Source organism: Flavobacterium sp. IB48, assembly GCF_016405855.1.
GTDB lineage: Bacteria > Bacteroidota > Bacteroidia > Flavobacteriales > Flavobacteriaceae > Flavobacterium > Flavobacterium ginsengisoli.
In genome coordinates, this window is record NZ_JAEFCA010000004.1 from 170,888 (window position 1) to 192,629 (window position 21,742).

24 protein-coding genes are annotated in these 21,742 nt (G+C 33.3%); 12 read left to right on the plus strand and 12 right to left on the minus strand.

Annotated elements, in window-relative coordinates; translation table 11 throughout:
• Positions 1 to 11: 11 nt before the first annotated feature.
• The 3 genes from JC605_RS14225 to trmD form a co-directional block, all read right to left on the minus strand.
• Positions 12 to 2,231, minus strand: a complete 2,220-nt coding sequence (locus JC605_RS14225; protein WP_198856830.1) for an NADP-dependent isocitrate dehydrogenase — start codon at positions 2,229 to 2,231, stop codon at positions 12 to 14.
• A 280-nt stretch (positions 2,232 to 2,511) separates the two neighbouring features.
• Positions 2,512 to 2,862: a 50S ribosomal protein L19 gene (rplS, locus tag JC605_RS14230; RefSeq protein WP_144214894.1), complete on the minus strand. Its 351-nt coding sequence runs from the start codon at positions 2,860 to 2,862 to the stop codon at positions 2,512 to 2,514.
• Positions 2,863 to 3,078: 216 nt separating this feature from the next.
• Complete coding sequence (gene trmD / locus JC605_RS14235; RefSeq protein ID WP_198856831.1) at positions 3,079 to 3,759, minus strand: tRNA (guanosine(37)-N1)-methyltransferase TrmD; 681 nt, start codon at positions 3,757 to 3,759, stop codon at positions 3,079 to 3,081.
• A gap of 181 nt (positions 3,760 to 3,940) precedes the next feature.
• On the opposite strand from trmD, the gene JC605_RS14240 reads away from it, so the two are divergent.
• The 8 genes from JC605_RS14240 (at position 3,941) to JC605_RS14275 (ending at position 9,775) form a co-directional block, all read left to right on the plus strand.
• Positions 3,941 to 4,291, plus strand: a complete 351-nt coding sequence (locus JC605_RS14240; RefSeq protein WP_198856832.1) for a hypothetical protein — start codon at positions 3,941 to 3,943, stop codon at positions 4,289 to 4,291.
• 70 nt (positions 4,292 to 4,361) lie between these two features.
• On the plus strand, positions 4,362 to 4,898 hold the full coding sequence (locus JC605_RS14245; protein ID WP_198856833.1) for an NADPH-dependent FMN reductase: 537 nt from the start codon (positions 4,362 to 4,364) through the stop codon (positions 4,896 to 4,898).
• A 31-nt stretch (positions 4,899 to 4,929) separates the two neighbouring features.
• Positions 4,930 to 5,802: a sugar phosphate isomerase/epimerase gene (locus tag JC605_RS14250; RefSeq protein WP_198856834.1), complete on the plus strand. Its 873-nt coding sequence runs from the start codon at positions 4,930 to 4,932 to the stop codon at positions 5,800 to 5,802.
• Positions 5,803 to 6,034: 232 nt separating this feature from the next.
• Positions 6,035 to 6,685 carry an archaemetzincin gene (locus JC605_RS14255; RefSeq protein ID WP_233074114.1) on the plus strand — a complete coding sequence of 217 codons (651 nt, stop codon included), beginning with the start codon at positions 6,035 to 6,037 and terminating at the stop codon, positions 6,683 to 6,685.
• Between the two features lie 9 nt (positions 6,686 to 6,694).
• Positions 6,695 to 7,042 (plus strand): cupin domain-containing protein, encoded by a 348-nt coding sequence (locus JC605_RS14260; protein WP_198857226.1) that lies wholly within the window; start codon positions 6,695 to 6,697, stop codon positions 7,040 to 7,042.
• Positions 7,043 to 7,256: 214 nt separating this feature from the next.
• The gene (locus JC605_RS14265; RefSeq protein WP_233074116.1) at positions 7,257 to 8,411 is read left to right on the plus strand and encodes an MFS transporter; all 1,155 of its coding nucleotides are present in this window, start codon (positions 7,257 to 7,259) and stop codon (positions 8,409 to 8,411) included.
• A gap of 42 nt (positions 8,412 to 8,453) precedes the next feature.
• Positions 8,454 to 9,386: a peptidylprolyl isomerase gene (locus JC605_RS14270; protein ID WP_198856836.1), complete on the plus strand. Its 933-nt coding sequence runs from the start codon at positions 8,454 to 8,456 to the stop codon at positions 9,384 to 9,386.
• A gap of 92 nt (positions 9,387 to 9,478) precedes the next feature.
• On the plus strand, positions 9,479 to 9,775 hold the full coding sequence (locus JC605_RS14275) for a c-type cytochrome (RefSeq protein WP_198856837.1): 297 nt from the start codon (positions 9,479 to 9,481) through the stop codon (positions 9,773 to 9,775).
• Between the two features lie 104 nt (positions 9,776 to 9,879).
• On the opposite strand, the gene JC605_RS14280 is transcribed toward JC605_RS14275, so the two are convergent.
• From JC605_RS14280 to JC605_RS14290, 3 genes are all read right to left on the minus strand, one after another.
• On the minus strand, positions 9,880 to 10,275 hold the full coding sequence (locus JC605_RS14280; protein WP_198856838.1) for a GreA/GreB family elongation factor: 396 nt from the start codon (positions 10,273 to 10,275) through the stop codon (positions 9,880 to 9,882).
• A 378-nt stretch (positions 10,276 to 10,653) separates the two neighbouring features.
• Positions 10,654 to 11,208: a thioredoxin family protein gene (locus tag JC605_RS14285; protein ID WP_198856839.1), complete on the minus strand. Its 555-nt coding sequence runs from the start codon at positions 11,206 to 11,208 to the stop codon at positions 10,654 to 10,656.
• A 126-nt stretch (positions 11,209 to 11,334) separates the two neighbouring features.
• Complete coding sequence (locus tag JC605_RS14290; protein ID WP_198856840.1) at positions 11,335 to 12,228, minus strand: alpha/beta fold hydrolase; 894 nt, start codon at positions 12,226 to 12,228, stop codon at positions 11,335 to 11,337.
• 130 nt (positions 12,229 to 12,358) lie between these two features.
• Here JC605_RS14290 and JC605_RS14295 point away from each other — a divergent pair, with 130 nt between their 5' ends.
• Complete coding sequence (locus JC605_RS14295; RefSeq protein WP_198856841.1) at positions 12,359 to 12,694, plus strand: tRNA-binding protein; 336 nt, start codon at positions 12,359 to 12,361, stop codon at positions 12,692 to 12,694.
• Between the two features lie 137 nt (positions 12,695 to 12,831).
• Here JC605_RS14295 and JC605_RS14300 read toward each other — a convergent pair whose 3' ends face one another.
• The 4 genes from JC605_RS14300 to JC605_RS14315 all read right to left on the minus strand — a co-directional run bounded on the left by JC605_RS14300 (position 12,832) and on the right by JC605_RS14315 (position 16,608).
• On the minus strand, positions 12,832 to 13,380 hold the full coding sequence (locus JC605_RS14300) for an alpha/beta hydrolase (RefSeq protein WP_198856842.1): 549 nt from the start codon (positions 13,378 to 13,380) through the stop codon (positions 12,832 to 12,834).
• Positions 13,381 to 13,403: 23 nt separating this feature from the next.
• Positions 13,404 to 14,228 (minus strand): alpha/beta hydrolase, encoded by an 825-nt coding sequence (locus JC605_RS14305; protein ID WP_198856843.1) that lies wholly within the window; start codon positions 14,226 to 14,228, stop codon positions 13,404 to 13,406.
• 164 nt (positions 14,229 to 14,392) lie between these two features.
• On the minus strand, positions 14,393 to 14,761 hold the full coding sequence (locus tag JC605_RS14310) for a PUR family DNA/RNA-binding protein (protein WP_095931384.1): 369 nt from the start codon (positions 14,759 to 14,761) through the stop codon (positions 14,393 to 14,395).
• 68 nt (positions 14,762 to 14,829) lie between these two features.
• Positions 14,830 to 16,608: an ABC transporter ATP-binding protein gene (locus JC605_RS14315; protein ID WP_198856844.1), complete on the minus strand. Its 1,779-nt coding sequence runs from the start codon at positions 16,606 to 16,608 to the stop codon at positions 14,830 to 14,832.
• A gap of 204 nt (positions 16,609 to 16,812) precedes the next feature.
• Here JC605_RS14315 and JC605_RS14320 point away from each other — a divergent pair, with 204 nt between their 5' ends.
• From JC605_RS14320 to yajC, 3 genes are all read left to right on the plus strand, one after another.
• The gene (locus JC605_RS14320) at positions 16,813 to 17,919 is read left to right on the plus strand and encodes a Glu/Leu/Phe/Val dehydrogenase (RefSeq protein WP_305069445.1); all 1,107 of its coding nucleotides are present in this window, start codon (positions 16,813 to 16,815) and stop codon (positions 17,917 to 17,919) included.
• A 236-nt stretch (positions 17,920 to 18,155) separates the two neighbouring features.
• Positions 18,156 to 19,067 carry a transcription antitermination factor NusB gene (nusB, locus tag JC605_RS14325; protein WP_198856845.1) on the plus strand — a complete coding sequence of 304 codons (912 nt, stop codon included), beginning with the start codon at positions 18,156 to 18,158 and terminating at the stop codon, positions 19,065 to 19,067.
• Positions 19,068 to 19,179: 112 nt separating this feature from the next.
• Positions 19,180 to 19,455, plus strand: coding sequence for a preprotein translocase subunit YajC (yajC, locus tag JC605_RS14330; RefSeq protein WP_012024270.1), 276 nt, complete (start codon positions 19,180 to 19,182; stop codon positions 19,453 to 19,455).
• Positions 19,456 to 19,788: 333 nt separating this feature from the next.
• Here the strand turns inward: yajC and JC605_RS14335 are convergent, their stop codons facing one another.
• On the minus strand, positions 19,789 to 20,376 hold the full coding sequence (locus JC605_RS14335; protein WP_198856846.1) for a YdeI family protein: 588 nt from the start codon (positions 20,374 to 20,376) through the stop codon (positions 19,789 to 19,791).
• 1 nt (position 20,377) lies between these two features.
• Positions 20,378 to 21,655 (minus strand): peptidase T, encoded by a 1,278-nt coding sequence (gene pepT, locus JC605_RS14340; RefSeq protein WP_198856847.1) that lies wholly within the window; start codon positions 21,653 to 21,655, stop codon positions 20,378 to 20,380.
• Positions 21,656 to 21,742 lie beyond the last annotated feature (87 nt).

Below are 21,742 nucleotides of genomic sequence, written 5' to 3' on the forward strand. Positions count from 1 at the left end.
TGTATTCTGAATTATTTAATTTTAGCAACAATAGCGTTGAAAGCTTCACTTGGACGCATTGCTTTGCTTACTAATTCTGGAGTTGGTTGGTAGTAACCTCCTATGTTTTGTGGTTTACCTTGAGCACCAATTAATTCAGCATCGATTTTAGCTTCGTTAGCTTCAAATTCAGCAGCAATTGGAGTAAAGATAGCTTTTAATTCAGCATCTTTAGTTTGAGCAGCCAAAGCTTGAGCCCAATAGAATGCTAAATAAAAGTGAGATCCACGGTTATCGATTTGACCTACTTTACGAGCTGGAGATTTATCGTTAGCCAAGAATTTGTCATTAGCTTGATCTAAAGTCTCAGATAAAACAAGCGCTTTAGAATTGTCTAAAGTTTGTCCTAAATGTTCTAAAGAAGCACCAAGAGCTAAAAACTCTCCTAATGAATCCCAACGTAAATATCCTTCTTCTGTAAATTGCTCAACGTGTTTAGGAGCAGAACCTCCAGCACCAGTTTCAAACAATCCACCACCATTCATTAATGGAACGATAGATAACATTTTTGCAGAAGTTCCTAATTCTAAGATTGGGAATAAATCTGTTAAGTAGTCACGTAAAACGTTTCCTGTTACAGAGATAGTATCTAAACCTTTGATGATTCTGTCTAAAGTAAATTCAGTAGCAGCAATTGGGTTTAAAATACGGATATCTAAGTTTGTAGTATCGTAGTCTTTAAGGTATTTTTGAACTTTTACGATTAATTCTCTATCGTGTGCTCTGTTTTCGTCTAACCAGAAAACAGCAGGAGTGCTAGATAAACGAGCTCTGTTTACAGCCAATTTAACCCAGTCTTGAATTGGAGCGTCTTTTGCCTGACACATTCTGAAAATGTCATTAGCTTCAACGTTTTGCTCCATTAAAACATTTCCGTTTGCATCAACAACACGAACAACACCATCAGCTTTCATTTGGAAAGTTTTGTCGTGAGATCCGTATTCCTCAGCTTTTTGAGCCATTAATCCAACGTTAGGAACACTTCCCATTGTTTTTGGATCAAAAGCACCGTGTTTTTTACAGAAATCGATAGTTGCAGTATAAACTCCAGCGTAAGAACGGTCTGGAATAACAGCAAATGTATCTTGTGCTTTTCCTTCTTTGTTCCACATTTGTCCAGAAGTACGGATCATTGCTGGCATAGAAGCATCAACAATTACATCAGATGGAACGTGTAAGTTTGTAATTCCTTTATCAGAATTAACCATTGCCAAAGCAGGTCCGTTTGCGATTGCTTGATCAATAGCAGCTTCAACTTCAGCTTGCTCAGGTCTTCCGGCAATTTTAGCGTAGATATCGCCTAAACCGTTTCTTGTATCAACGTTTAATTCAGCAAATAAAGAAGCGTATTTTTTGAAAACATCTGCAAAATATACTTCAACGATAGCGCCAAAGATAATTGGGTCAGAAACTTTCATCATTGTAGCTTTTAAGTGTACAGAAAGTAAAACTCCTGCAGCTTTAGCTTCTGCGATTACATCAGCAGCAAAAGCTTTTAATTTGCTTACACTTAAAACAGAGCTGTCAATAATTTCTCCAGCTTTTAGTGGAGTGCTAGCTTTAAGAACAGTTGCAGTTCCGTCTTTAGCAACAAATTCGATTTTTACATCGTTAGCTTCGTTTACAGTAACAGATTTTTCACTTCCGTAAAAATCTCCACTTGACATAGAAGCCACTTTAGTTTTTGAGTCAGCAGACCAAGCACCCATAGAGTGAGGGTTTGCTTTTGCAAAGTTTTTAACTGCTCTTGGAGCTCTACGGTCAGAGTTTCCTTCACGTAAAACTGGGTTTACAGCAGAACCTAAAACTTTAGCATATTTTGCTTTAATTTCCTTTTCAGCATCGTTTTGTGGATCTTCTGGGAAATTTGGTACGTTGTATCCGTGAGATTGTAATTCAGCAATAGCCGCTTTTAATTGCGGTACAGATGCAGAAATGTTTGGTAATTTAATGATGTTAGCTTCTGGCTGAGTTGCTAATTGACCTAATTCTGCCAATGCATCTCCAGTTTTTTGAGCATCAGTCAAAGATTCTGGGAAATTTGATAAAATTCTTCCTGCCAGCGAAATATCTCTGGTTTCGATTTCAATTCCAGCTGTTGCTGTAAAAGCTTGAACAATTGGTAACAAAGAGTAAGTTGCCAATAGAGGCGCCTCATCAGTTAAGGTGTAAAAAATTTTTGATTTATTCATTTTCTTTTTTTTTTATAATCGTATCGTCAGGAGTTAACGATGTAAAAGATATATTCGGCTCAAAATGAGCGGAGCAAATATAATAAAATCACAACGAAAACGGTTGAGTTTTGATGAGAAAAGACGAAATTAACAGATTGTTATTTAGGACTCGTTAAATTGCTAAATCGATGATTTTGATATTAAAAAATTACGGTTTTGTTAGTGATGAAAATAGAACATAAAAAAAACTCGTTTCAAGCAATATGAAACGAGTTTTTTATAACATTTTGATAAATGATTATCTTCTTTTATCTTTAATCTTAGCTTTTTTACCAGTAAGTTGTCTGAAGTAGAAAATTCTAGCTCTACGTACAGCACCTTTCTTGTTAACTTCGATTTTTTGTAAAGCTGGCAAGTTTACTGGGAAGATACGCTCAACACCAACAGATCCAGACATTTTACGGATAGTAAAAGTTTCTGTGTTACCAGAACCTCTTCTTTGAATCACAACTCCTTTAAAGAACTGAGTTCTTGTTTTTTCACCCTCTTTAATTTCGTAGAAAACAGTGATTGTGTCTCCAGCTCCGAAATCTGGGAAATCTTTTTTAGCAACGAATTCGTCTTGAACGAATTTTAATAAATCTGCCATGATAATTTAAATTATGGTTTTTATATTAGAACAACATTCACGGATCTCGCCAGAGGTTGGTCAAATTCGGGTGCAAATGTAAAAAATAATTATAAATTATGAATTATAAATTGTAAATTATTTTTAGTTTGTTTTGTTTCAAGTTTCAAGTTTCAAGTTGTTGCTATCGAGAGTTTTAACTTGAAACAAAAATAACCTTAAACTTGAAACTAAATTCTAGTTTCCTTCCAATAAATCTGGACGTCTATTTTTAGTATGTTCGTATGCCATATCTTCTCGCCATTTATCTATTTTGGCAGCATGCCCGCTGGTTAAAACTTCAGGTACTTTCCATCCTTTGTAATCTGCCGGTCTTGTATAGATTGGACCTGATAATAAATTGTCCTGAAAACTATCCGTTAATGCTGAAGTTTCGTCGCTCAAAACACCTGGAATTAATCGGATTAAGGCATCAGATAAAACTATTGCGCCCAATTCTCCACCAGATAAAACGTAATCGCCAATTGAAATTTCTTTTGTAATAAAATGATCTCGAACTCTTTGATCAACGCCTTTATAATGCCCGCATAAAATGATAATGTTTTCATACATTGACATTTTGTTGGCCATTTTTTGATCTAAAGTTTCCCCATCTGGTGACATATAAATTACTTCGTCGTATTCGCGTTGACTTTTTAAATGTGTGATACAATCATCGATAGGCTGAATCGTCATTACCATTCCTGCACCTCCTCCAAAAGGATAATCATCTACGCTTTTTTGTCTGTTGGTGCTATAATCACGTAGGTTGTGAAAGTGCACTTCAACCAAGCCTTTATCAATGGCGCGTTTCATAATTGAAGCTTCAAATGGGCTTCTTAGTAATTCAGGTAAAAGAGTTATAATGTCAATTCGCATCTTTATTCGATAATTTTCTTGCTGGCAAAGATACAAATAATGCCCTTGAGTCTTTTAGTAATAATTATATAACACACTTTTTGAATGGTGTAAATTTTAATAAGCTAACTTTAATTACCATTACGCTCCTTATTATCAAGTTATACGAACCAAGCGAAACTTAAAATTCGAACAGTTAATTATGAAAAAAACACTATTAGTTTCTGTAGTATTTGCGTTTTTTATATCCTGCGCGAGTGCCAATTCGACAACCGTTGCTGTAGGAGAAACCAAATCGAAAGTGCTAAAAACTTTGGGCAGTCCAGTAATGACACTAGATAATAAACAAGATGGAGAAATTTTTGTTTATGCAGATCAGGTTTTTTCTAAAAAAGGAACGCGATTGGCAGGATCGCATTATTGGCATTATAATTACGTATATATAAGCAAAGATGGTAAAGTCACATCAACGCGACAAGAAAAACAAAATTATCCGCCACAAGCAATTGATTCGATAAAAATGGAAGGACTAGGTTTATTGACTTCTAAGTAAATTTTTTCTTATATTTTTTTAAACAATTCGTATTTTTAAATTTAATTTATAAATACGAATTGTTCATTTAATGACTTCCCCCAAAATAAAAATCCTTGCTATATCTGGAAGTACAAGAAGTAATTCCAGTAATTTCAAAATTCTGAAATACGTTTCAAACTGTTTGCAACCAGATTTTGAAGTAGAAATTTTTGAAGATCTAGAGAACCTTCCTCATTTTAATCCTGATTTAGATACAGAAAATCCTCCTAAAGAAATTAGTGTTTTTAGAAGTAAAATTACAAATGTTGATGGTGTTATTATTTGCACGCCCGAATATGTGTTTAGTCTTCCAGGAAGTTTAAAAAATGCGTTAGAATGGTGTGTTTCTACCACTATCTTTTCAAACAAAAATACAGGTCTAATTACCGCTTCTGCTTCTGGAGAAATGGGGCATGAACAGCTTTTGCTGGTAATGAAAACATTAGAAGCAAAATTTAATGATAACACGCAGCTTCTTATTCAGGGAGTTCGCGGAAAAGTTAATGCTGAAGGAGAAATTGTATCAGAACAAACGGCAAATGCACTTCAAAATTTTGCAAAAAACTTTAAGAATCAATTTTTATAATATATTTACTTTCTGAATTTTATATTATAAAATGATTAGCAGAAGAAATTTCATCGTAACCACAGGTCTTGCCACTACAGCAGTTTTGGCTTCACCATCATTTGCATTTTCTATGAATAAAAAAGAAATAGGTTTACAGTTATATACGCTTCGTGAAGAACTTCCGAAAGACGTAAAAGGAACTTTAGAAAAAGTAGCTAAGGCTGGTTATACAACAGTCGAGACATATGGCTTTTCTGTTAAAGATCGGTTTTGGGGATTAACGCCAAAAGAATTGAAAAAGATTTTGGATGCTAATGGATTGAAAGCGGTTAGCGGACATTATAATTTAGGCAGCTTTTTATATGATGGGAACACTACAGAATTAATTGCGGCAATTGAAGCGGCCAAAATTCTTAAAAGCGAATTTCTAACTGTTCCTTGGGTTGATGAACCTTTTAGAAGAAATATCGAAGATTATAAAAAGATTGTAGCTCGTATAAATGAAGCAGCAATAATGTGCAAAAAAGCTGGTTTAAAACTAGCGTATCATAATCATGATTTTGAATTTCAAAAGCACGATGGTGTTACAGGTTTTGAAATTTTATTAAAAGAAACAGACAAAGATTTAGTCTTTTTTGAACTGGATTTGTACTGGGTTGTTCATTCTGGAAACGATCCTTTGCAATTGTTCAAAGAAAATCCTGGCCGATTTAAAATGTGGCATGTAAAAGACAAGGATAAAAATAATAATGATTTAAATACTGAAGTAGGTTCTGGAACAATAGATTTCAAACCATTATTTGCCGCAGCAAAACAATCAGGAATGATTCATTTTTTTGTAGAACAGGAAAATAATTTTGCAGCCAATTCTTTTGATTCGATTAAAACGAGTTGTGATTTTATTTCGAAAAATTTAATCTAGTACATTCCGTTTATGAGGAGATTTCTTTTTCTGGTTTTTATTATTCTTTTTTCCTGTAATTCCAAAAAGTGAAAAGAATGATTATTTTAAAGATATTTCGGAAAATGATATAAAGCTTTTTCCTCCTAAACCTGGAGATTGGTTATATTCTTACAGAGAAAAAGGGCAGACTTTTGAGCAATTTATTAATTCAAAACATTTAGTTCCCACAAAAGAGAATAACATTATTTATTTGCAGCCAATAGGCAAATTTAATTCGTTGCAGGTTAAGCAGATTGAATTGACTAGGGAATATCTAGAAATATTTTTTCAGTTAAAAACCGAAACTTTAAAAGATGTTTCAAATGATATTATTCCGAAACATGCTAGAAGAATTGGTCCAGATCAAAATGAACAATTTCTAGCAGGATTTATTTTGGATAGTGTTTTAAAGAAAGAAAAGCCTCAAAAAGGAATTGGATTAATGGCGTTGACCGAAGTAGATTTATATCCAAAACCAGAGTGGAGTTTTGTTTTTGGTTTAGCGTCTTATAGAGATAGAATTGCAGTAAGTTCAATTTATAGATTGCATGATGAAAGGTTGCAGAATAAAGATTTTAACTTGTGTCTAGAAAGGTTATTAAAAATTTGTTCTCATGAAATTGGACATATGTTTGGACTTCACCATTGTATTGATGCTAATTGTGCAATGAATGGGACAAATAGTTTATCTGAAACAGATGAACATACATTGAGATTATGTTCAAATTGTCAGAGAAAACTAAATTCGGGACTTAAGTACGATAACGTAAAAAGGTTAAAAGAACTGGAAAAATACTTTAAGGACAACAAATTAACCAGCGGTTTTGAGTTAATGGAAAAAGACCTTAAAAACATTCAATAAAAATAAAAGATTATGAGTTTAGGAACAAGCAAAGAATTTATAAAAGGCGACGAGATCGAGTGGGAAGTAGTTGGAGAAGGCATCAAACGTAAAATTTTAGCTTTTGACGAAAGAGTGATGCTTGTAAATGTGCATTTTGAAAAAGGAGGAATAGGCATCTTGCATGAGCATTATCATACTCAGGTTACATATGTAGCGAGCGGGAAGTTTGATGTTACAATAAATGGCGTAACAGAAACATTAAAAGAAGGCGATAGTTTTTATATTCCGCCGCACGCAATTCATGGAGTTGTTTGTTTGGAAACAGGAATGCTAACTGACGTTTTTGGTCCTGCAAGAGAAGACTTTTTGAAGTAAATTCAATAAGGAAAATCAGTTGATATTCGTTTTTTTGCGATAGCAAATCTGTGTTATCCGCGTTCTAGAAACAGCTACAGATTAAACGAATTCGCTATTGCAAAGACACAGATTTACGCAGATTTTATTATAAAAATAACTTAAAATATAAGTTTAGATTAAATATTGATGGTATTTTTGCAGCATGAATTTATCAAAAACTAATGTACTGTTTATGGCAGTTTGCACTGGTCTTATAGTTGCAAATCTTTATTACTGCCAGCCTTTGATTGTTTTAATTGCCAACGAATTTAAAATTCCTGAAGCCAGCGCCGGAACAATAACCTATCTAACTCAAGCAGGTTATGCAATCGGACTGTTTTTTATGGTGCCTCTTGGCGATAAATTAGAACGAAAAAAGCAAATTTTAATGACCACTTTTGCTACTGTAATTGCTTTGTTAATTGCAGCAACAGCACAAAGTTTTCTTATTTTACAAATTGCTTCCCTGTTAATCGGAATCACATCCATCGTACCGCAGCTTATTCTTCCTTTAGCCGCTTCTTTGAGCGCGCCTGAAGAACGAGGAAAGGTTGTAGGAACTATTATGAGCGGACTTTTAGTAGGGATTTTGCTTTCGCGAACATTAAGTGGGTTTATTGGTCAAGTTTTAGGCTGGAGATCAATGTTTTATATCGCAGCAGGAATTTGTCTTTTGATCTTTTTTGTAATTCAAAGTAAATTTCCGCAGAACAAACCACAGTTTCAAGGGACTTATGGTCAATTAATCAAGTCTTTATTTACACTCATAAAAACACAACCTGTTTTACGTGAGGCAACAGCAATCAATGTTTTTTGTTTTGCTCAATTTGGAGCTTTCTGGACTACAATGGTTTTATTGCTTTCGGGAGAACCATTTCATTTCAATAGTGCGACAATCGGTTTGTTCGGAATTGTTGGAGCTTCTGGGGCTTTAGCAGCGCCTTTGGTTGGAAAACTGGGAGATAAAGGAAACTCGAGAATTGCAGTTGGTTATGGCTGTTTATTGATTTTAATCAGTTTTTTAACTTTTTATTTTGCGATCGAAAGTGTAATCGGAATTGCAATCGGAATTGTATTTATTGATATTGGAATTCAAGGCGTTCACATTTCAAATCAAACGCGAGTATATTCGTTATTGCCAGAAGCTAGAAACAGATTAAATACGGTATTTATGTCGCTTACTTTTCTAGGGACAGCTGCCGGATCTGCGTACGGTTTATTGTTATGGAAATTGGGCGGATGGCCTGCTGTAACTATTGGTTGTATGGCTCTATCTTTAATATCATTAACGATTTACGGACTTACTTATAAATCAAAATCTAAAAAAGCGAAAGCGCAAATTGATTAAGAAATTAATTTGTAAATTTGCGTTCAAATTTAAAAAAATAACATGGAAAACGGAATATACGCTAAATTTAATACTAGCAAAGGTTCAATTTTAGTAAAATTGACACACGATTTGACACCAGGAACTGTAGGTAACTTTGTTGCGCTTGCAGAAGGAAATATGGAAAATAAAGTGAAACCTCAAGGACAAAAATTCTATGATGGATTAACTTTTCACAGAGTAATTGCAGATTTCATGATTCAAGGTGGTTGCCCAAAAGGAACCGGAACTGGAGATCCAGGTTATAAATTTGATGATGAATTTCACCCAACTTTAAAACACGATCGTCCAGGAGTTTTATCTATGGCAAACTCTGGTCCTGGAAGTAATGGTTCTCAATTTTTTATCACTCACGTTCCAACTCCTTGGTTAGACGGAAAACACAGTGTTTTTGGATATGTTGTTGAGGGACAAGATATTGTTGATGCTGTTGCTCAAGGTGATAATTTAGAGTCTGTAGAAATTATCAGAGTTGGTGATGAAGCTCAAAAATGGAATGCTATTGAAGCTTTTATTGGTTTAAAAGGTGCTCGTCTAAAAAGAGAAGCAGCTTTAAAAGCAGAATCTGAAGCAAAAATGGAACAATTAGCTGCTGGTTTTGATAAAACAGAAAGTGGTTTACGTTATAAAATGATTCAAAAAGGTGAAGGAAAAAGAGCTGAAGCGGGAAAAACAGTTTCTGTTCACTACGAAGGTTCTTTAGAAAACGGAAAAGTTTTTGATTCTTCTTACCCACGTAAAAAACCAATCGAATTCAAATTAGGAATTGGACAAGTTATTGAAGGATGGGACGAAGGTATTGCTTTATTGCAAGTTGGTGACAAAGCTCGTTTTGTAATTCCATCTGATTTAGCTTACGGACCATCTGGAGCAGGAGGAGTTATTCCACCAAACGCTACTTTAATTTTCGATGTTGAATTAATGGACGTAAAATAAGACTTCATTAGCAATTTAGTATTGTTATAAATAGAAATCCCATATGTTACTGCATATGGGATTTTTTTATATTTACTAAAAAAACAAAGCCAATGAAAAATATATTAATCCTTGCAGGACTTGCATTATTTATGGTTTCTTGCGGAAGTAAGAAAGCAGCTCCAGTAGCATCAGCTAACGAAACCACAAAAGCGGTAGCTTTAACACCTGAATTAGAAGCAGGTAAAAGTTTGTATGAAAACAATTGTGCAAAATGCCATAAATTGTTTGAACCGAAAAAGTTTACAAAAGAAGAATGGACACCGATTTTGGTAAAAATGGGTAAGAAAGCGAAGTTAGATGATACTCAGATGGCTTCGATTACGAATTATATTGATTCGCAATTGTAATTTGAATTTTAAAAAGAGGTATAAAAAAACTGTTCATTTGAACAGTTTTTTTATTTTCAAATAGATATAAAAAAACACCGTCACAGAATGAGGTGTTTTAAAATTTAAGAATGATGTACAGCCGAATTGTCTACAGCTATTACTTTTAAAGTTTTGATGCCAGCAGGTAATTCCCAATCCACTTCGTCATTTTCTTTAAAACCAATAATAGCAACACTTAAAGGTGCTAGAATTGATATTTTAGATTGTTTTACGTCTGCTGCAGAAGGTAAAACGATTTGAATTTTCATTTGTTTCTTGGCCTTTACATCTTCTATCGTTACAAGTGAATTAATTCGAATTACCGAACTATCCAATTCGCTTTCTTTACTAATTACAGCGCGATCTAATTCTTGCGAAAGCTGATTGGCTTCTTTAGTATTTGTTGAGTTTTTACTTTTTAAAATCAATTCTCTTAAAAATTGATAATCTGATTTACAGAAAGTGGGTGTTGGTTTCATATCTATATTGAATTTATTGTTATAAAATTTTAAATGATTTTTTCTTCTTAGAACAATTTACAAACGAAAAATTTCAGAGTCTTAAAAAAGACAGAATCGAAATGTTTAATCTGAAAAACAAAAAAATATCTGATCAAAAAATGATTTTTGTCAAATAAGTGAATGCTTAAGCTGATGTAAATCCTCCGTCAAAAAGAAGAAAAAGTGAAGTAGACGGAGGCCTAAAAAATAAAGGCCTTATTATGCGAAATAATTACAGCAGGAAGCGGTTTTGCAATGCAAAACGACTTTATAGAGGCTGTAAGTAGTGTTGTATTTCCCATAAGGATGTTAAATTGAACGGCAAAGATACGTAATCTTTTTGGATTTAGTGCGTATTTACTTCCATTTTATGCCACAACCAAGACTTGGCTTCTGTGGTTCTTTCAAACTTCGGTTGTATATTAAGGCATCTATGGCACCTCTAAGATCGCTTCCGCTAAGAGGAATTCCGTTGCCAGGTCTTGAATCGTCCAATTGTCCGCGATAGAATAATTTGTCTTGATTGTCAAATAAATAAAAGTCCGGAGTGCAAGCCGCCTGATATGCTTTTGCTGTTTCTTGGCTCTCATCATACAGATAAGGAAAATCAATTTTGTTTTCCATTGCAAAGTCAGCCATTAATTCTGGTCCGTCTTGCGGATATTTTACAGCATCATTACTCGAAATAGCGATTACTCCAAGTCCCTGCACGCGGTAATCGTTGGCAATCATTACCACTTCTTTAATAACATGATGCACAAACGGACAATGGTTGCAGATAAACATCACCAAAGTTCCTTTTGAACCTTTTAAGTCTTTAAAAGAAAAAGTATCATTAGAATTGGTGTCTTTTAAATAAAAATCAGGAGCAATTGTTCCTAATGGAAGCATTGTTGATTCTGTTCGTGCCATTTTATTTGAAATTTGAATTTCAAAAATAGCTTTAAAATTCTGTAAATAAAAGAGCACAAGAATAAAAATATCCAAAGAAAGCAGTTAGCTGCAACAGCTTGCTTCTTTGGATACTTTTTTAAGTTTTTATGAATTCAAAAAATCCAATAAATCTTCATTTAGCTTTTCTCTATCCGTATAAAAAAGTCCGTGTGGCGCACCTTCATATTCGATATAAGTATTGTTTGCTATAGATTTTGCCGCTTTTCTTGAAGTAAGATCAATTGGTACAATTTTATCGTCGTCTCCGTGAATAATTAAAGTTGGAACTTTAATGAAATCTATTTCATCTCTAAAATCAGTATAAGAGAAAGATTCAGCACATTTTAAAGTAGCTCTTGGAGAAGCTACAGAACATAAATTTCTGTAATATTCTAGTAAAGGTGTACTTAAAGGTTTGTTGATAATATTAACGCCAAAAAACGTTTTTCCAAAATTATCAATAAATCCGATTCGATCTTCTTTGATTGCCATTGCCGTATTATCGCTTTTTTCTTTTGGATGACCGTCAGGATTATCATGGGTTTTTAGAAGAAAAGGAATAATTGAAGAAATCAAAGCAGCTTTGGTTACGCCTTTTCCGCCATGACGGCTAAAATAACGAACTACTTCGCCACCGCCCATTGAGAAACCAACAAGTGTTACATTTTCTAACTCTAATTGTTCGATAATTTCCTTAAGATCATCTGTTAAAGTGTCGTAATCGTAGCCGTCCCAAGGCTGAGAAGATTTTCCGAATCCGCGACGATCATATGCAATAACACGATAATTATTTTGTACTAAATGGTCTATTTGATATTCCCACATTTCATTAGAAAGAGGCCAGCCGTGAATCAGGATAACAGGTTTTCCTTGACCATAATCCTTAACGTACAGCCTTACGTTTTGTGCAGTTTCTATATATTTATCAGTATGAACCTGTTTTAAATTAGATTCAAAATCTTTGATTGACATGCATGCATTTGGTTCAGTATGTTCCATGTTATATCTTTTTACGTGAGTATTTTCATTTTTTCTTCTCGTAAAATTAGATTTAAAGAAAAAGAAATGGGTTATAGAATTAGGCTCATTAATTACAAAATTTATAGGTTTGTAATTAAAAGAAATTAAAATGGATTTAACTTGGAATGAATTTGAAAGAACCGACATGCGTGTTGGAACTATTATAGAAGTAAATGATTTTCCTGGAGCCAGAAAACCGGCTTTTCAGCTAACAATAGATTTTGGCTCGGAAATAGGAATTAGAAAGTCATCTGCACAAATTACTAAAAGATATCAGAAAGAAGATTTAGTAAATCGTCAAATTGTTGCGGTTGTAAATTTTCCAAGAAAACAAATCGGAAAGTTTATGAGTGAATGTTTGGTGCTTGGTGCTGTAGGCGAGGAGGGAGACGTGATTTTATTGGCTCCCGATTTCAAGATTCCTAATGGACTACGTATTGGATAGTTCTAACCGCAAAGTTCGCAAAGCTTTACGCAAGGTTCGCAAAGTTAATAGCGCAAAGCTTTGCGAACTTTAATTGATAAAAACTTCGCATAAAGCTTGCGTTCTTTGCGTAGATCTTTGCGCTCTTTGCGGTTAAATTAAAGGTTTGTCTTTTTAATTAACTTCTGTAGTATCTCCTGTCCTTCCTCCCAATATTTTAAATCAGAATCAGAATTGATGTGACCTTGCTGTCCGATGTTTACAAAATCACTTCCCCATTTTTCAGCGAAGAGTTTTTTTCTTTCAAAAGAAGCGTAAGGATCATTTTCGCTAGCAACGACTACAGACGGAAAAGGTAATTTATAAAGCGGAATAGGCGAGAAGTTTCTCGTGCATTCTGGTGTGTGTTGAGGTGAATCTACATCAGCAGGTGCAACCAGAAAAGCGCCAATTATATTTGAATTATTATATTTTTCTGCCCAATGCAGAACCAACGAAACTGCCAAACTATGCGCTACTAAAATAGTTGGTTTGTTAAGTTTTGAAATATTCTCATTTAATCTTTCAAGCCATTCTTCGCGAATAGGTTCGTCCCAGTTGTCTTGTACAACGCGAATGGAATTTCCGAATTTTTTATGCCAAAAAGTTTGCCAGTGTTTTTCTCCAGAATCTCCAAGTCCTGGTATGATTAATAGTTGTGTCTCCATTGCCGTGGAATTTTATTTAGTGATTATTTTTTGCGTTCTTTTAAAATTCGGTTTACTTCATTTACTAAAAGAGGGAAACCAGGTTCTGTCATTCCGTGACCATAACCGTCTAATTCATATAATTTAGTTTGTGTGTGACCAACCAACTTCATCATTCTAGCCATGTATGCGTTTTCTTCATAACGTCCCAACATTTCAAGTTCGCGATCTCCAGTAATTAATAATAATGGTGGAGCATCGGCGCGAACGTGATATAAAGGAGCAAATTCGTCAATTGTTGGCTGTTTTTCTGGAATTCCGTTTTCTCTTCTGATTTCGAAATGTGTAATACATTGTCCGCTAAAAGGAATTAATCCAGCAATTTGATTTGCATCAATATTTTCTTTTTGAAGGTATTTTTTATTAAGCCCTATCATTAAAGCTAAATATCCACCAGCAGAATGCCCAGAAACAAAAATTTGAGATTTATCTCCTCCGTAATTTGAAATATTATTAAATGCCCAAGCTACTGCCGCAGCTGCATCTTCAATAGCTTTTTCAGCTTTTGCTTTTGGCGATAATCTGTAGTTTACACCAATAATAGCAAAGCCTTTATTTTTTAAAGCTTCTGGGATTTCTTTATTTCCGCCAGTTAATCCGCCACCATGAAACCAAACGATTGTTGCAAAACCAGTTTTGTTTTTTGGGTAATAAATATCTAAAACACATCTTTCGCTGATATATTTATCCGATTTATTTGTAGCAGCGTTATAATATTGAATGTTGTTTTTCGTTTCATATTCTGTATTCTGTGCGGAAATGGAAATTCCAAAGAAAACGAAACTTAAAAGAAGAATTAGTTTTTTCATTTTTTGTGAGTTAATAGTAAAGTGTAATTTGTGAAAAAGTTAGAAGTTTAAGATGCTTGAATCGTACGTCTCACATTTTACAATTCACATCTCAAATATAAATATATAAAAAAAGTCCAAAATGCAGAACAAATTGGACTCCTACTTTATATAGATGATTTTGATTAAATATCGTCAAAATCGATATCTGTGAAGCTAGATCTTTGGCTTTCAGTTTTTTCAGAACTGTATTCTTTCTTAAAATCTTTTTGATGTCTTTCAGAAATTACTTCTTCGCCTTTGTGGTTCAAAACATAAGAAGTCATTTCCTCTAATATTTCGGCGAAAGCACTAAAATCTTCTTTGTATAAGTAAATTTTGTGTTTTTTGAAGTGAAAAGAACCATCTTCCTCAGTAAACTTTTTGCTTTCGGTAATAGTAATGTAATAATCATCAGCTTTGGTAGCTCTCACATCAAAGAAATAAGTTCTTCTTCCTGCTCGTAATACTTTAGAAAAAATCTCTTCTTTTTCTAACATGTCATTTTCTCTCATAATACGTTCTATCATTTTTGGAATTAATAGTACTCAAAAATCATAAAAAATTATCTATTACGCAACAATTAAAGTAATTCTTTTTCCGAAAGTTGTTTTAAATATAACGATGCATAATAACCTTCCTGATTTATTAATTGATTATGAGAGCCTTGTTGAATTATCTTACCGTCTTCGAGTATAATAATTTTATCTGCATTCTTGGCAGATGATACTCGATGACTTACAATTATGGTTGTTTTATCTTTAGAAATCTCAAATAAATTATTCAAAATCAACTCTTCTGTTTCAGTATCAACCGCAGATAAACAATCGTCAAAAAGTAAGATTGCTGGATTTTTGATAATGGCTCTTGCAATAGAAACACGCTGTTTTTGTCCGCCCGAAAGTGTGATTCCTCTTTCTCCTAAAACGGTGTCGTACTGTTTGTTAAATGCTATAATATTGTCGTGAACAACAGCATTTTTAGCAGCTTCGATTACCTCTTCATCCGTTGCGTTTTGATTTCCGAATTTGATATTGTTTTTAATAGTATCCGAAAACAAGAAAGCATCTTGAGGAACGATTCCTATATTATTTCGAAGATCATTTAAGTTTAAAGTACTGATTTCGTTTTCATCAATTTTAATCTCACCTTGTGTAGTGTCATAAAGTCTTGAAATCAAAGAAAGGATGGTTGATTTTCCAGAACCCGTTTTTCCTAAAATGGCTAAAGTCTCTCCTTTTTTTACTGTAAATGAAACATTTTTTAATGCTTCAATATTGGTGTCTTGATAGGTAAAAGAAACATTATTGAAAGTAATATTTCCTTCGATATCAGATGGGTTTTCGTTGTTGTTTTTAATTTCTGGTTCAATTTTCAAAAATTCGTTCAAACGTTTTTGAGAAGCTTCTGCTTCCTGAACCATCGAAGAAACCCAGCCCAAAGAAGCAACTGGCCAAGTTAGCATGTTTACATATAATATAAACTCGGCAATGGTTCCGATATTTGGAATGCTGCCATTAATATACATTACACCTCCAAAATAAATTACAACCAAGTTACTGATTCCGATAAGGGCAATCATCAACGGACCGAATAAAGACTGGACTCTTGCCAGACTTAAGCTTTTGCGTTTGCTTTCTTCAGCCAAATCAACCATGTTATTTTGGTGCTGATTCTCTAAAGAATACGCTTTTATAACTCGAATTCCCGAAAAAATTTCCTGAGTAAAACTCGAGACTTTAGAAAGATATTGCTGAAAAGTGGTGCTTCGTTTATTGATTTCAGAACTTAGCTTAAAAATACAATACGAAAGAATTGGCAATGGTAATATCGTATATAAAGTAAGCAACGGCGATACATTATACATATATATTATAACGATCGCAAAACGAATAGCTGTATTAATAGTATACATTACAGCTGGCCCAACATACATGCGAACTTTAGAAACGTCTTCGCTAATGCGATTCATTAAGTCGCCAGTTCTATTTTGTTTATAAAAGTTCTGAGAAAGATTCTCATATTGTCTGAAAACTTCATTTTTTAAATCAAACTCAATATGGCGCGACATAACAATTAAAGTCTGGCGCATTAAAAATGTCAAAAATCCAGCAACAATCGTAGTTCCTATGATTAGCAGTACATTATGAATGAGGTCCTGACGAAAAGTTGCGATTACTATCTCCGATTTTTGTTCAGCAACAGAAAGTTTGTCAAAGTTTTCAATAGCATTCAAAGATTTACTGATGAGCTTTGGAGTAAATAAAGAAAATATTTGTGCGATTATGGTTATTAAAATACCTGCTGAAAAACTATATTTATATTTGATGAAATATTTATTTAAATAGCTTAATTCTTTCATTTTTTTAAGAAATCTAATATTGAATTGATTTGTATTTAAGAATTATTATTAAATAAAATTATAATAATCTGCGATTTAATCAAAACAATTATATTGTAAAATTGTTATTTTAAAGATAAAAAATTAGCACATATGTATTTTTTAATTATGTTTGAGAAGTCTTTTTGACGAATTCATAATTTTAACCTAATTAATACTAGCGCTATGGATGCAACTTTCGCAACTGGAAAGGAACTTCAAAAAATGGATCCTGTTTTTGGACAGTTATCTTTTGACGATCACGAACAAATTGTATTTTGCAATGACAAAGATACAGGTTTAAAAGCAATTATTGGTATTCATAATTCGGTTATGGGACCAGCTTTGGGAGGAACCAGAATGTGGAATTATAACACAGAATGGGAAGCTTTAAATGATGTTTTACGTCTTTCGAGAGGTATGACGTTTAAATCTGCCATTACTGGACTTAATATTGGTGGAGGTAAAGCAGTAATTATTGGTGATGCTAAAACACAAAAAACTCCTGAGTTAATGCGTAAGTTTGGTGAATTCGTTCACTCTTTAAGCGGAAGATATATCACTGCAGAAGATGTCGGAATGGAAACTAAAGACATGGACACTGTAAGAGATGTAACGCCTTATGTTACGGGTATTTCTGAAGAAAGAGGTGGTTCTGGAAATCCTTCGCCTGTAACTGCTTACGGAGTTTATCTTGGTATGAAAGCGGCTGCTAAAAGTCAGTTTGGAACTGATGTTTTGGATGGTAAAAAAGTTTTGGTACAAGGAATTGGACACGTCGGTGAAACTTTGGTTGATTATTTGACTAAAGAAGGAGCACAGGTGACTATTACTGATATTAATGAAGAAAAATTATATCAAGTAGCTTCAAAATATAATGCTGCAATTTATACTGGTGAAGATTTGTATACTGCAGATGTTGATATCTATGCGCCATGTGCGATGGGAGCAACAATTAATGATAATACAGTAGATAAAATTAAAGCTAAAGTTATTGCAGGTGCTGCAAATAATCAATTAGCAGATGAGAATGTTCATGGTGCGAGATTACAAGAAAGAGGAATTTTATATGCTCCAGATTTCTTAATCAACGCTGGTGGAATTATCAATGTTTATGCTGAATTAGCTAACTATGGTAAAGCTGAAATCATGACTAAAACAGAAAATATCTACAATACAACTTTAGAAATTATAGATTTCGCTGCTAAAAATAATATTACAACTCATAAAGCGGCGCTTACAATTGCTCAAAATCGTATCGATCAAAGAAGAATCGAGAACGCTTCTAAGTAATTTTTAAGTTTACAGTCTCAGTCTCAGTTTTCAGATCTACTGGAAACTGAGACTTTTTGTTTTTGCTTAATGCTGAAAACTGTGATTGGAACTGAGAACTAAATAAAAATGAGACCAAAAACTGTCACTTTTTTGCGAATTAATTTTAAAATACGCATCAAAAGTTTTACTTTTGCAGACTAATTTTTAAATGTTCTTACACGGTGGTAAATAGAAGACACATACGCGTTAAAGTAATGCAATCCATTTATGCAATGCATCAAAGCGGTTCTGATAACATGGAAAAAGAGGAGAAATTCCTTTTTTATAGCATTGATAATATTCAGGACTTATACCTTATAATGCTTTCTTCATTGATAGAAATTTGTAAAAAAGAAGCTGTCTATTTACATCTTTCTAGTAAAAAACACCTTGCTACTGCAGCAGAACGTAATCCAAATGAAAAATTTATTAAAAACAAAATTTTTCAACTTCTTGCCGAAAGCAATTCTCTTAGTATCGCTTTAGAAAATCGTAAAATCAATAACTGGTCTTTAAACGACGATTATATCATTTTGCTTTTAAATGATGTTAAAGCAAGCGATATTTACAAAAAATACATGAGTAATAACGTAAATACGTTTGAAGAAGACAGACAATTTATTATTGATTTGTTTGAAAATGTTATTGTTCCTAATGAAAAATTATACGAGTATTTAGAGGATGATAAATTAACGTGGGTTGATGATATTCCGGTTGTAAATACTCATATTGTAAAACAATTGAAAGCAATTAAAACGGAAGATCCGGATGATTTTAGAGTGCCAAAATTGTATAAAGATGTTGAAGACAAAGATTTTGCAAAAGATTTATTTAGAAGAACAATTCTAAACGAAACAGCTTTTGCAAAAGAATACGAAGATAAAACGCCAAATTGGGACAGTGATCGTATTGCCGAAATTGATACTATTATCTTAAAAATGGCAATTTGCGAGTTTGTTAAATTCCCTTCAATTCCAGTAAAAGTAACTCTTAACGAATATTTAGAAATTGCAAAAGAGTATTCTACACCAAAAAGTAGTATTTTTATCAACGGAATTTTAGATAATCTTGTTAAGGAACTTACTGCCAATAAAAAAATGGTAAAAGTTGGAAGAGGATTAATGTAAGATTTAAAATAATCAATTTTTAAATTCCAAATTCCAACTGCTTTGTCTCTCTGAGCGAAGTCGAAGAGCTAAAAAAAGAATATTAAATATAAATCAAAAACAAATTTAAATTATGGGACAATTATCTCAATTTGCGCCATTCCTTTTAATGTTCGTGGTAATCTATTTCTTCATGATTAGACCACAACAAAAAAGAGCTAAAAACGAAAAAGAATTTGAAAGCAGCCTAAAAGTAGGCGACAAAATAGTTACAAAAAGTGGTTTCCACGGTAAAATCGCTGAATTAGCAGAAACTACTGTTGTAATCGAAACTATGTCTGGAAAATTAAAATTAGAGCGTTCTGCTATTTCTTTAGAATTGAGCGCTGCTTTGAATAAGAAAGCTTAATTTTCTAAATTACAATATTCAAAATCCCAAATTCCAAATAGGAGTTTGGGATTTTTTTTTGGCTTGTATTGTCATTTCGAGGAACGAGAAATCTTCGCAAATAGCTCCTAAAAGCATGGAGGAAAATCTTTGTAGAGTCTCTTGCGGAGATTTGCTTCGCCTATTCGCTATCGCTCGGGTCTCGTTCCTCGAAATGACAAACTTTGTGAAGGAATCTTTTGATCCTTCCTTCGTCAGGATGACAAAAAAAGAAAACCTTTATCAAAGTTTTAAACTTTGACAAAGGTTTCTTTGTATGGATTGGAATTTGGAATTTAAATATTGAAAATTAAATTACCTGTATTTATCATTCAGTCCAACATTTGCTAAAATCATCGGAATCACTTTTTCGATTCTAGAAATCTTAGTTTTTTCCTGTTTAGCTGTTTCAATATATTCTAAAAACTCATATTGTTTGTAAGGAGAAAACTTTTCAAAAGCTTCTTTTAAAGCTGGATTTTGAGTCATTTCTTTTTCTAAAAGTTCAGATACAATAGCTTCTTTTTTAGAAGGTTTAATAACTTTTCCTTGCTTTTCGTTTTCAATCGCTTCGTATATGTATTCTAAAACTTCCTTTTCGTCTACTTCCTCTTTAGAAGTAAAACGCCATTGACGCATCGATTTTGTTTTGTCTTCTTGAGCGTTAATTAGTCTCTTTTTTTCATCTTTCAAGAAAACACCATTTAAAAACCAAATGGCAAAATAATTTTTGAAGCCTCCAATTCCGATAACATTTTTTTTGTTGTAAACATAAATAGGTCCTCCCCATTTTATGGTTTCGACCAGTTCTGTTTTGTCAATAATTGATTTAAGAAAAAGGAGTTCTTCTTCCCATTGATTGACTTTGTCCCAAACGTGTTTTTTATCAGAATTCGGTTCCACTTTATCTTTTTCTTTTAGATTTTTCGGGTGCATCAAAAATTCCAGGAATTGCTGTTAATTCAGCAATTTTCACAATAACATCAGTAGCTTTTTGAATGCTTTCTGCTGGAACATATTCGTATTTTCCGTGGAAATTATGTCCGCCTGCAAAAATGTTCGGACAAGGTAATCCCATAAATGATAATTGAGAACCATCAGTTCCGCCACGAATTGGTTTAATGATCGGTTTGATGTTCAATTCTCTCATCGCTTTTTCAGCAATATCTACAATGTATTTTACAGGAAGAACTTTTTCTTTCATATTATAGTATTGATCTTTTACTTCGGCAATTACAATATCTTCGCCAAATTTCTTTGCGAATTTTTTATTGAATTGTTTCGCTAATTTATGAATCAATTCTTTTCTTTTTTCGAATTTCTTTCTGTTATGATCGCGAATAATTAATTCTAAAACGGTTTCTTCGATATTCCCTTTTATGTGGTGAACGTGAAAGAAGCCTTCATAACCTCTAGTTTCCTGTGGAGTTTCGCCTTTCGGAAGTTCATTGATAAAATCATTTGCCAAAAGCATAGAATTGATCATTTTTCCTTTAGCATAACCTGGGTGAACGCTTTTTCCTTTAAAAATGATTTTAGCTCCAGCGGCATTAAAATTTTCATATTCTAATTCACCAATTTGACTTCCGTCCATAGTATAAGCCCATTGTGCTCCGAATTTTTCAACATCAAAATGATGTGCGCCACGTCCGATTTCTTCATCTGGAGTAAAGCCGATTCTGATTTTTCCGTGTTTGATTTCAGGATGCTGAATCAGATATTCCATTGCCGAAACGATTTCTGTAATTCCAGCTTTGTCATCAGCTCCTAATAAAGTCGTTCCGTCAGTTGTAATGATGGTTTGACCTTTATATAATAATAAATCTTTAAAGTAGTCTGGAGATAAAATGATGTTTTTCTCAGCATTCAAAATAATATCTTTTCCATCGTAGTTTTCAACGATTTGCGGTTTTACATTCGCTCCGCTAAAATCTGGAGAAGTGTCAAAATGAGAAACAAAACCAATTGTTGGCACTTCATGATCAACATTGCTAGGAAGCGTTGCCATGATATAAGCTTTGTCATCTATAGTTACATCTTCTAGGCCAATTGCTTTTAGTTCGTCAACTAATTTATTGGCAAGATTCCATTGTTTCTGCGTACTTGGCGTTGTTTGTGAATTTGGATCCGATTCGGTATCAATTGTTACATAACTGATAAAGCGATCTATGATATGTTGCATTTTTTTGAATTTTTAGCAAATATAGAAAATTTTTTCTGCTAAGAAATTTAGCTTTCAATATCTGAATTAATAAAAAAAGGGATTCTA

Excerpts from the sequence above, each read along its gene's own strand:
- JC605_RS14225 (WP_198856830.1), bottom strand. The coding sequence starts at position 2,231 with ATGAATAAATCAAAAATTTTTTACACCTTAACTGATGAGGCGCCTCTA.
- rplS (WP_144214894.1), bottom strand. The coding sequence starts at position 2,862 with ATGGCAGATTTATTAAAATTCGTTCAAGACGAATTCGTTGCTAAAAAA.
- trmD (WP_198856831.1), bottom strand. The coding sequence starts at position 3,759 with ATGCGAATTGACATTATAACTCTTTTACCTGAATTACTAAGAAGCCCA.
- JC605_RS14240 (WP_198856832.1), top strand. The coding sequence starts at position 3,941 with ATGAAAAAAACACTATTAGTTTCTGTAGTATTTGCGTTTTTTATATCC.
- JC605_RS14245 (WP_198856833.1), top strand. The coding sequence starts at position 4,362 with ATGACTTCCCCCAAAATAAAAATCCTTGCTATATCTGGAAGTACAAGA.
- JC605_RS14250 (WP_198856834.1), top strand. The coding sequence starts at position 4,930 with ATGATTAGCAGAAGAAATTTCATCGTAACCACAGGTCTTGCCACTACA.
- JC605_RS14265 (WP_233074116.1), top strand. The coding sequence starts at position 7,257 with ATGGCAGTTTGCACTGGTCTTATAGTTGCAAATCTTTATTACTGCCAG.
- JC605_RS14270 (WP_198856836.1), top strand. The coding sequence starts at position 8,454 with ATGGAAAACGGAATATACGCTAAATTTAATACTAGCAAAGGTTCAATT.
- JC605_RS14275 (WP_198856837.1), top strand. The coding sequence starts at position 9,479 with ATGAAAAATATATTAATCCTTGCAGGACTTGCATTATTTATGGTTTCT.
- JC605_RS14280 (WP_198856838.1), bottom strand. The coding sequence starts at position 10,275 with ATGAAACCAACACCCACTTTCTGTAAATCAGATTATCAATTTTTAAGA.
- JC605_RS14285 (WP_198856839.1), bottom strand. The coding sequence starts at position 11,208 with ATGGCACGAACAGAATCAACAATGCTTCCATTAGGAACAATTGCTCCT.
- JC605_RS14290 (WP_198856840.1), bottom strand. The coding sequence starts at position 12,228 with ATGGAACATACTGAACCAAATGCATGCATGTCAATCAAAGATTTTGAA.
- JC605_RS14295 (WP_198856841.1), top strand. The coding sequence starts at position 12,359 with ATGGATTTAACTTGGAATGAATTTGAAAGAACCGACATGCGTGTTGGA.
- JC605_RS14300 (WP_198856842.1), bottom strand. The coding sequence starts at position 13,380 with ATGGAGACACAACTATTAATCATACCAGGACTTGGAGATTCTGGAGAA.
- JC605_RS14305 (WP_198856843.1), bottom strand. The coding sequence starts at position 14,228 with ATGAAAAAACTAATTCTTCTTTTAAGTTTCGTTTTCTTTGGAATTTCC.
- JC605_RS14310 (WP_095931384.1), bottom strand. The coding sequence starts at position 14,761 with ATGAGAGAAAATGACATGTTAGAAAAAGAAGAGATTTTTTCTAAAGTA.
- JC605_RS14315 (WP_198856844.1), bottom strand. The coding sequence starts at position 16,608 with ATGAAAGAATTAAGCTATTTAAATAAATATTTCATCAAATATAAATAT.
- JC605_RS14320 (WP_305069445.1), top strand. The coding sequence starts at position 16,813 with ATGGATGCAACTTTCGCAACTGGAAAGGAACTTCAAAAAATGGATCCT.
- nusB (WP_198856845.1), top strand. The coding sequence starts at position 18,156 with ATGCAATCCATTTATGCAATGCATCAAAGCGGTTCTGATAACATGGAA.
- yajC (WP_012024270.1), top strand. The coding sequence starts at position 19,180 with ATGGGACAATTATCTCAATTTGCGCCATTCCTTTTAATGTTCGTGGTA.
- pepT (WP_198856847.1), bottom strand. The coding sequence starts at position 21,655 with ATGCAACATATCATAGATCGCTTTATCAGTTATGTAACAATTGATACC.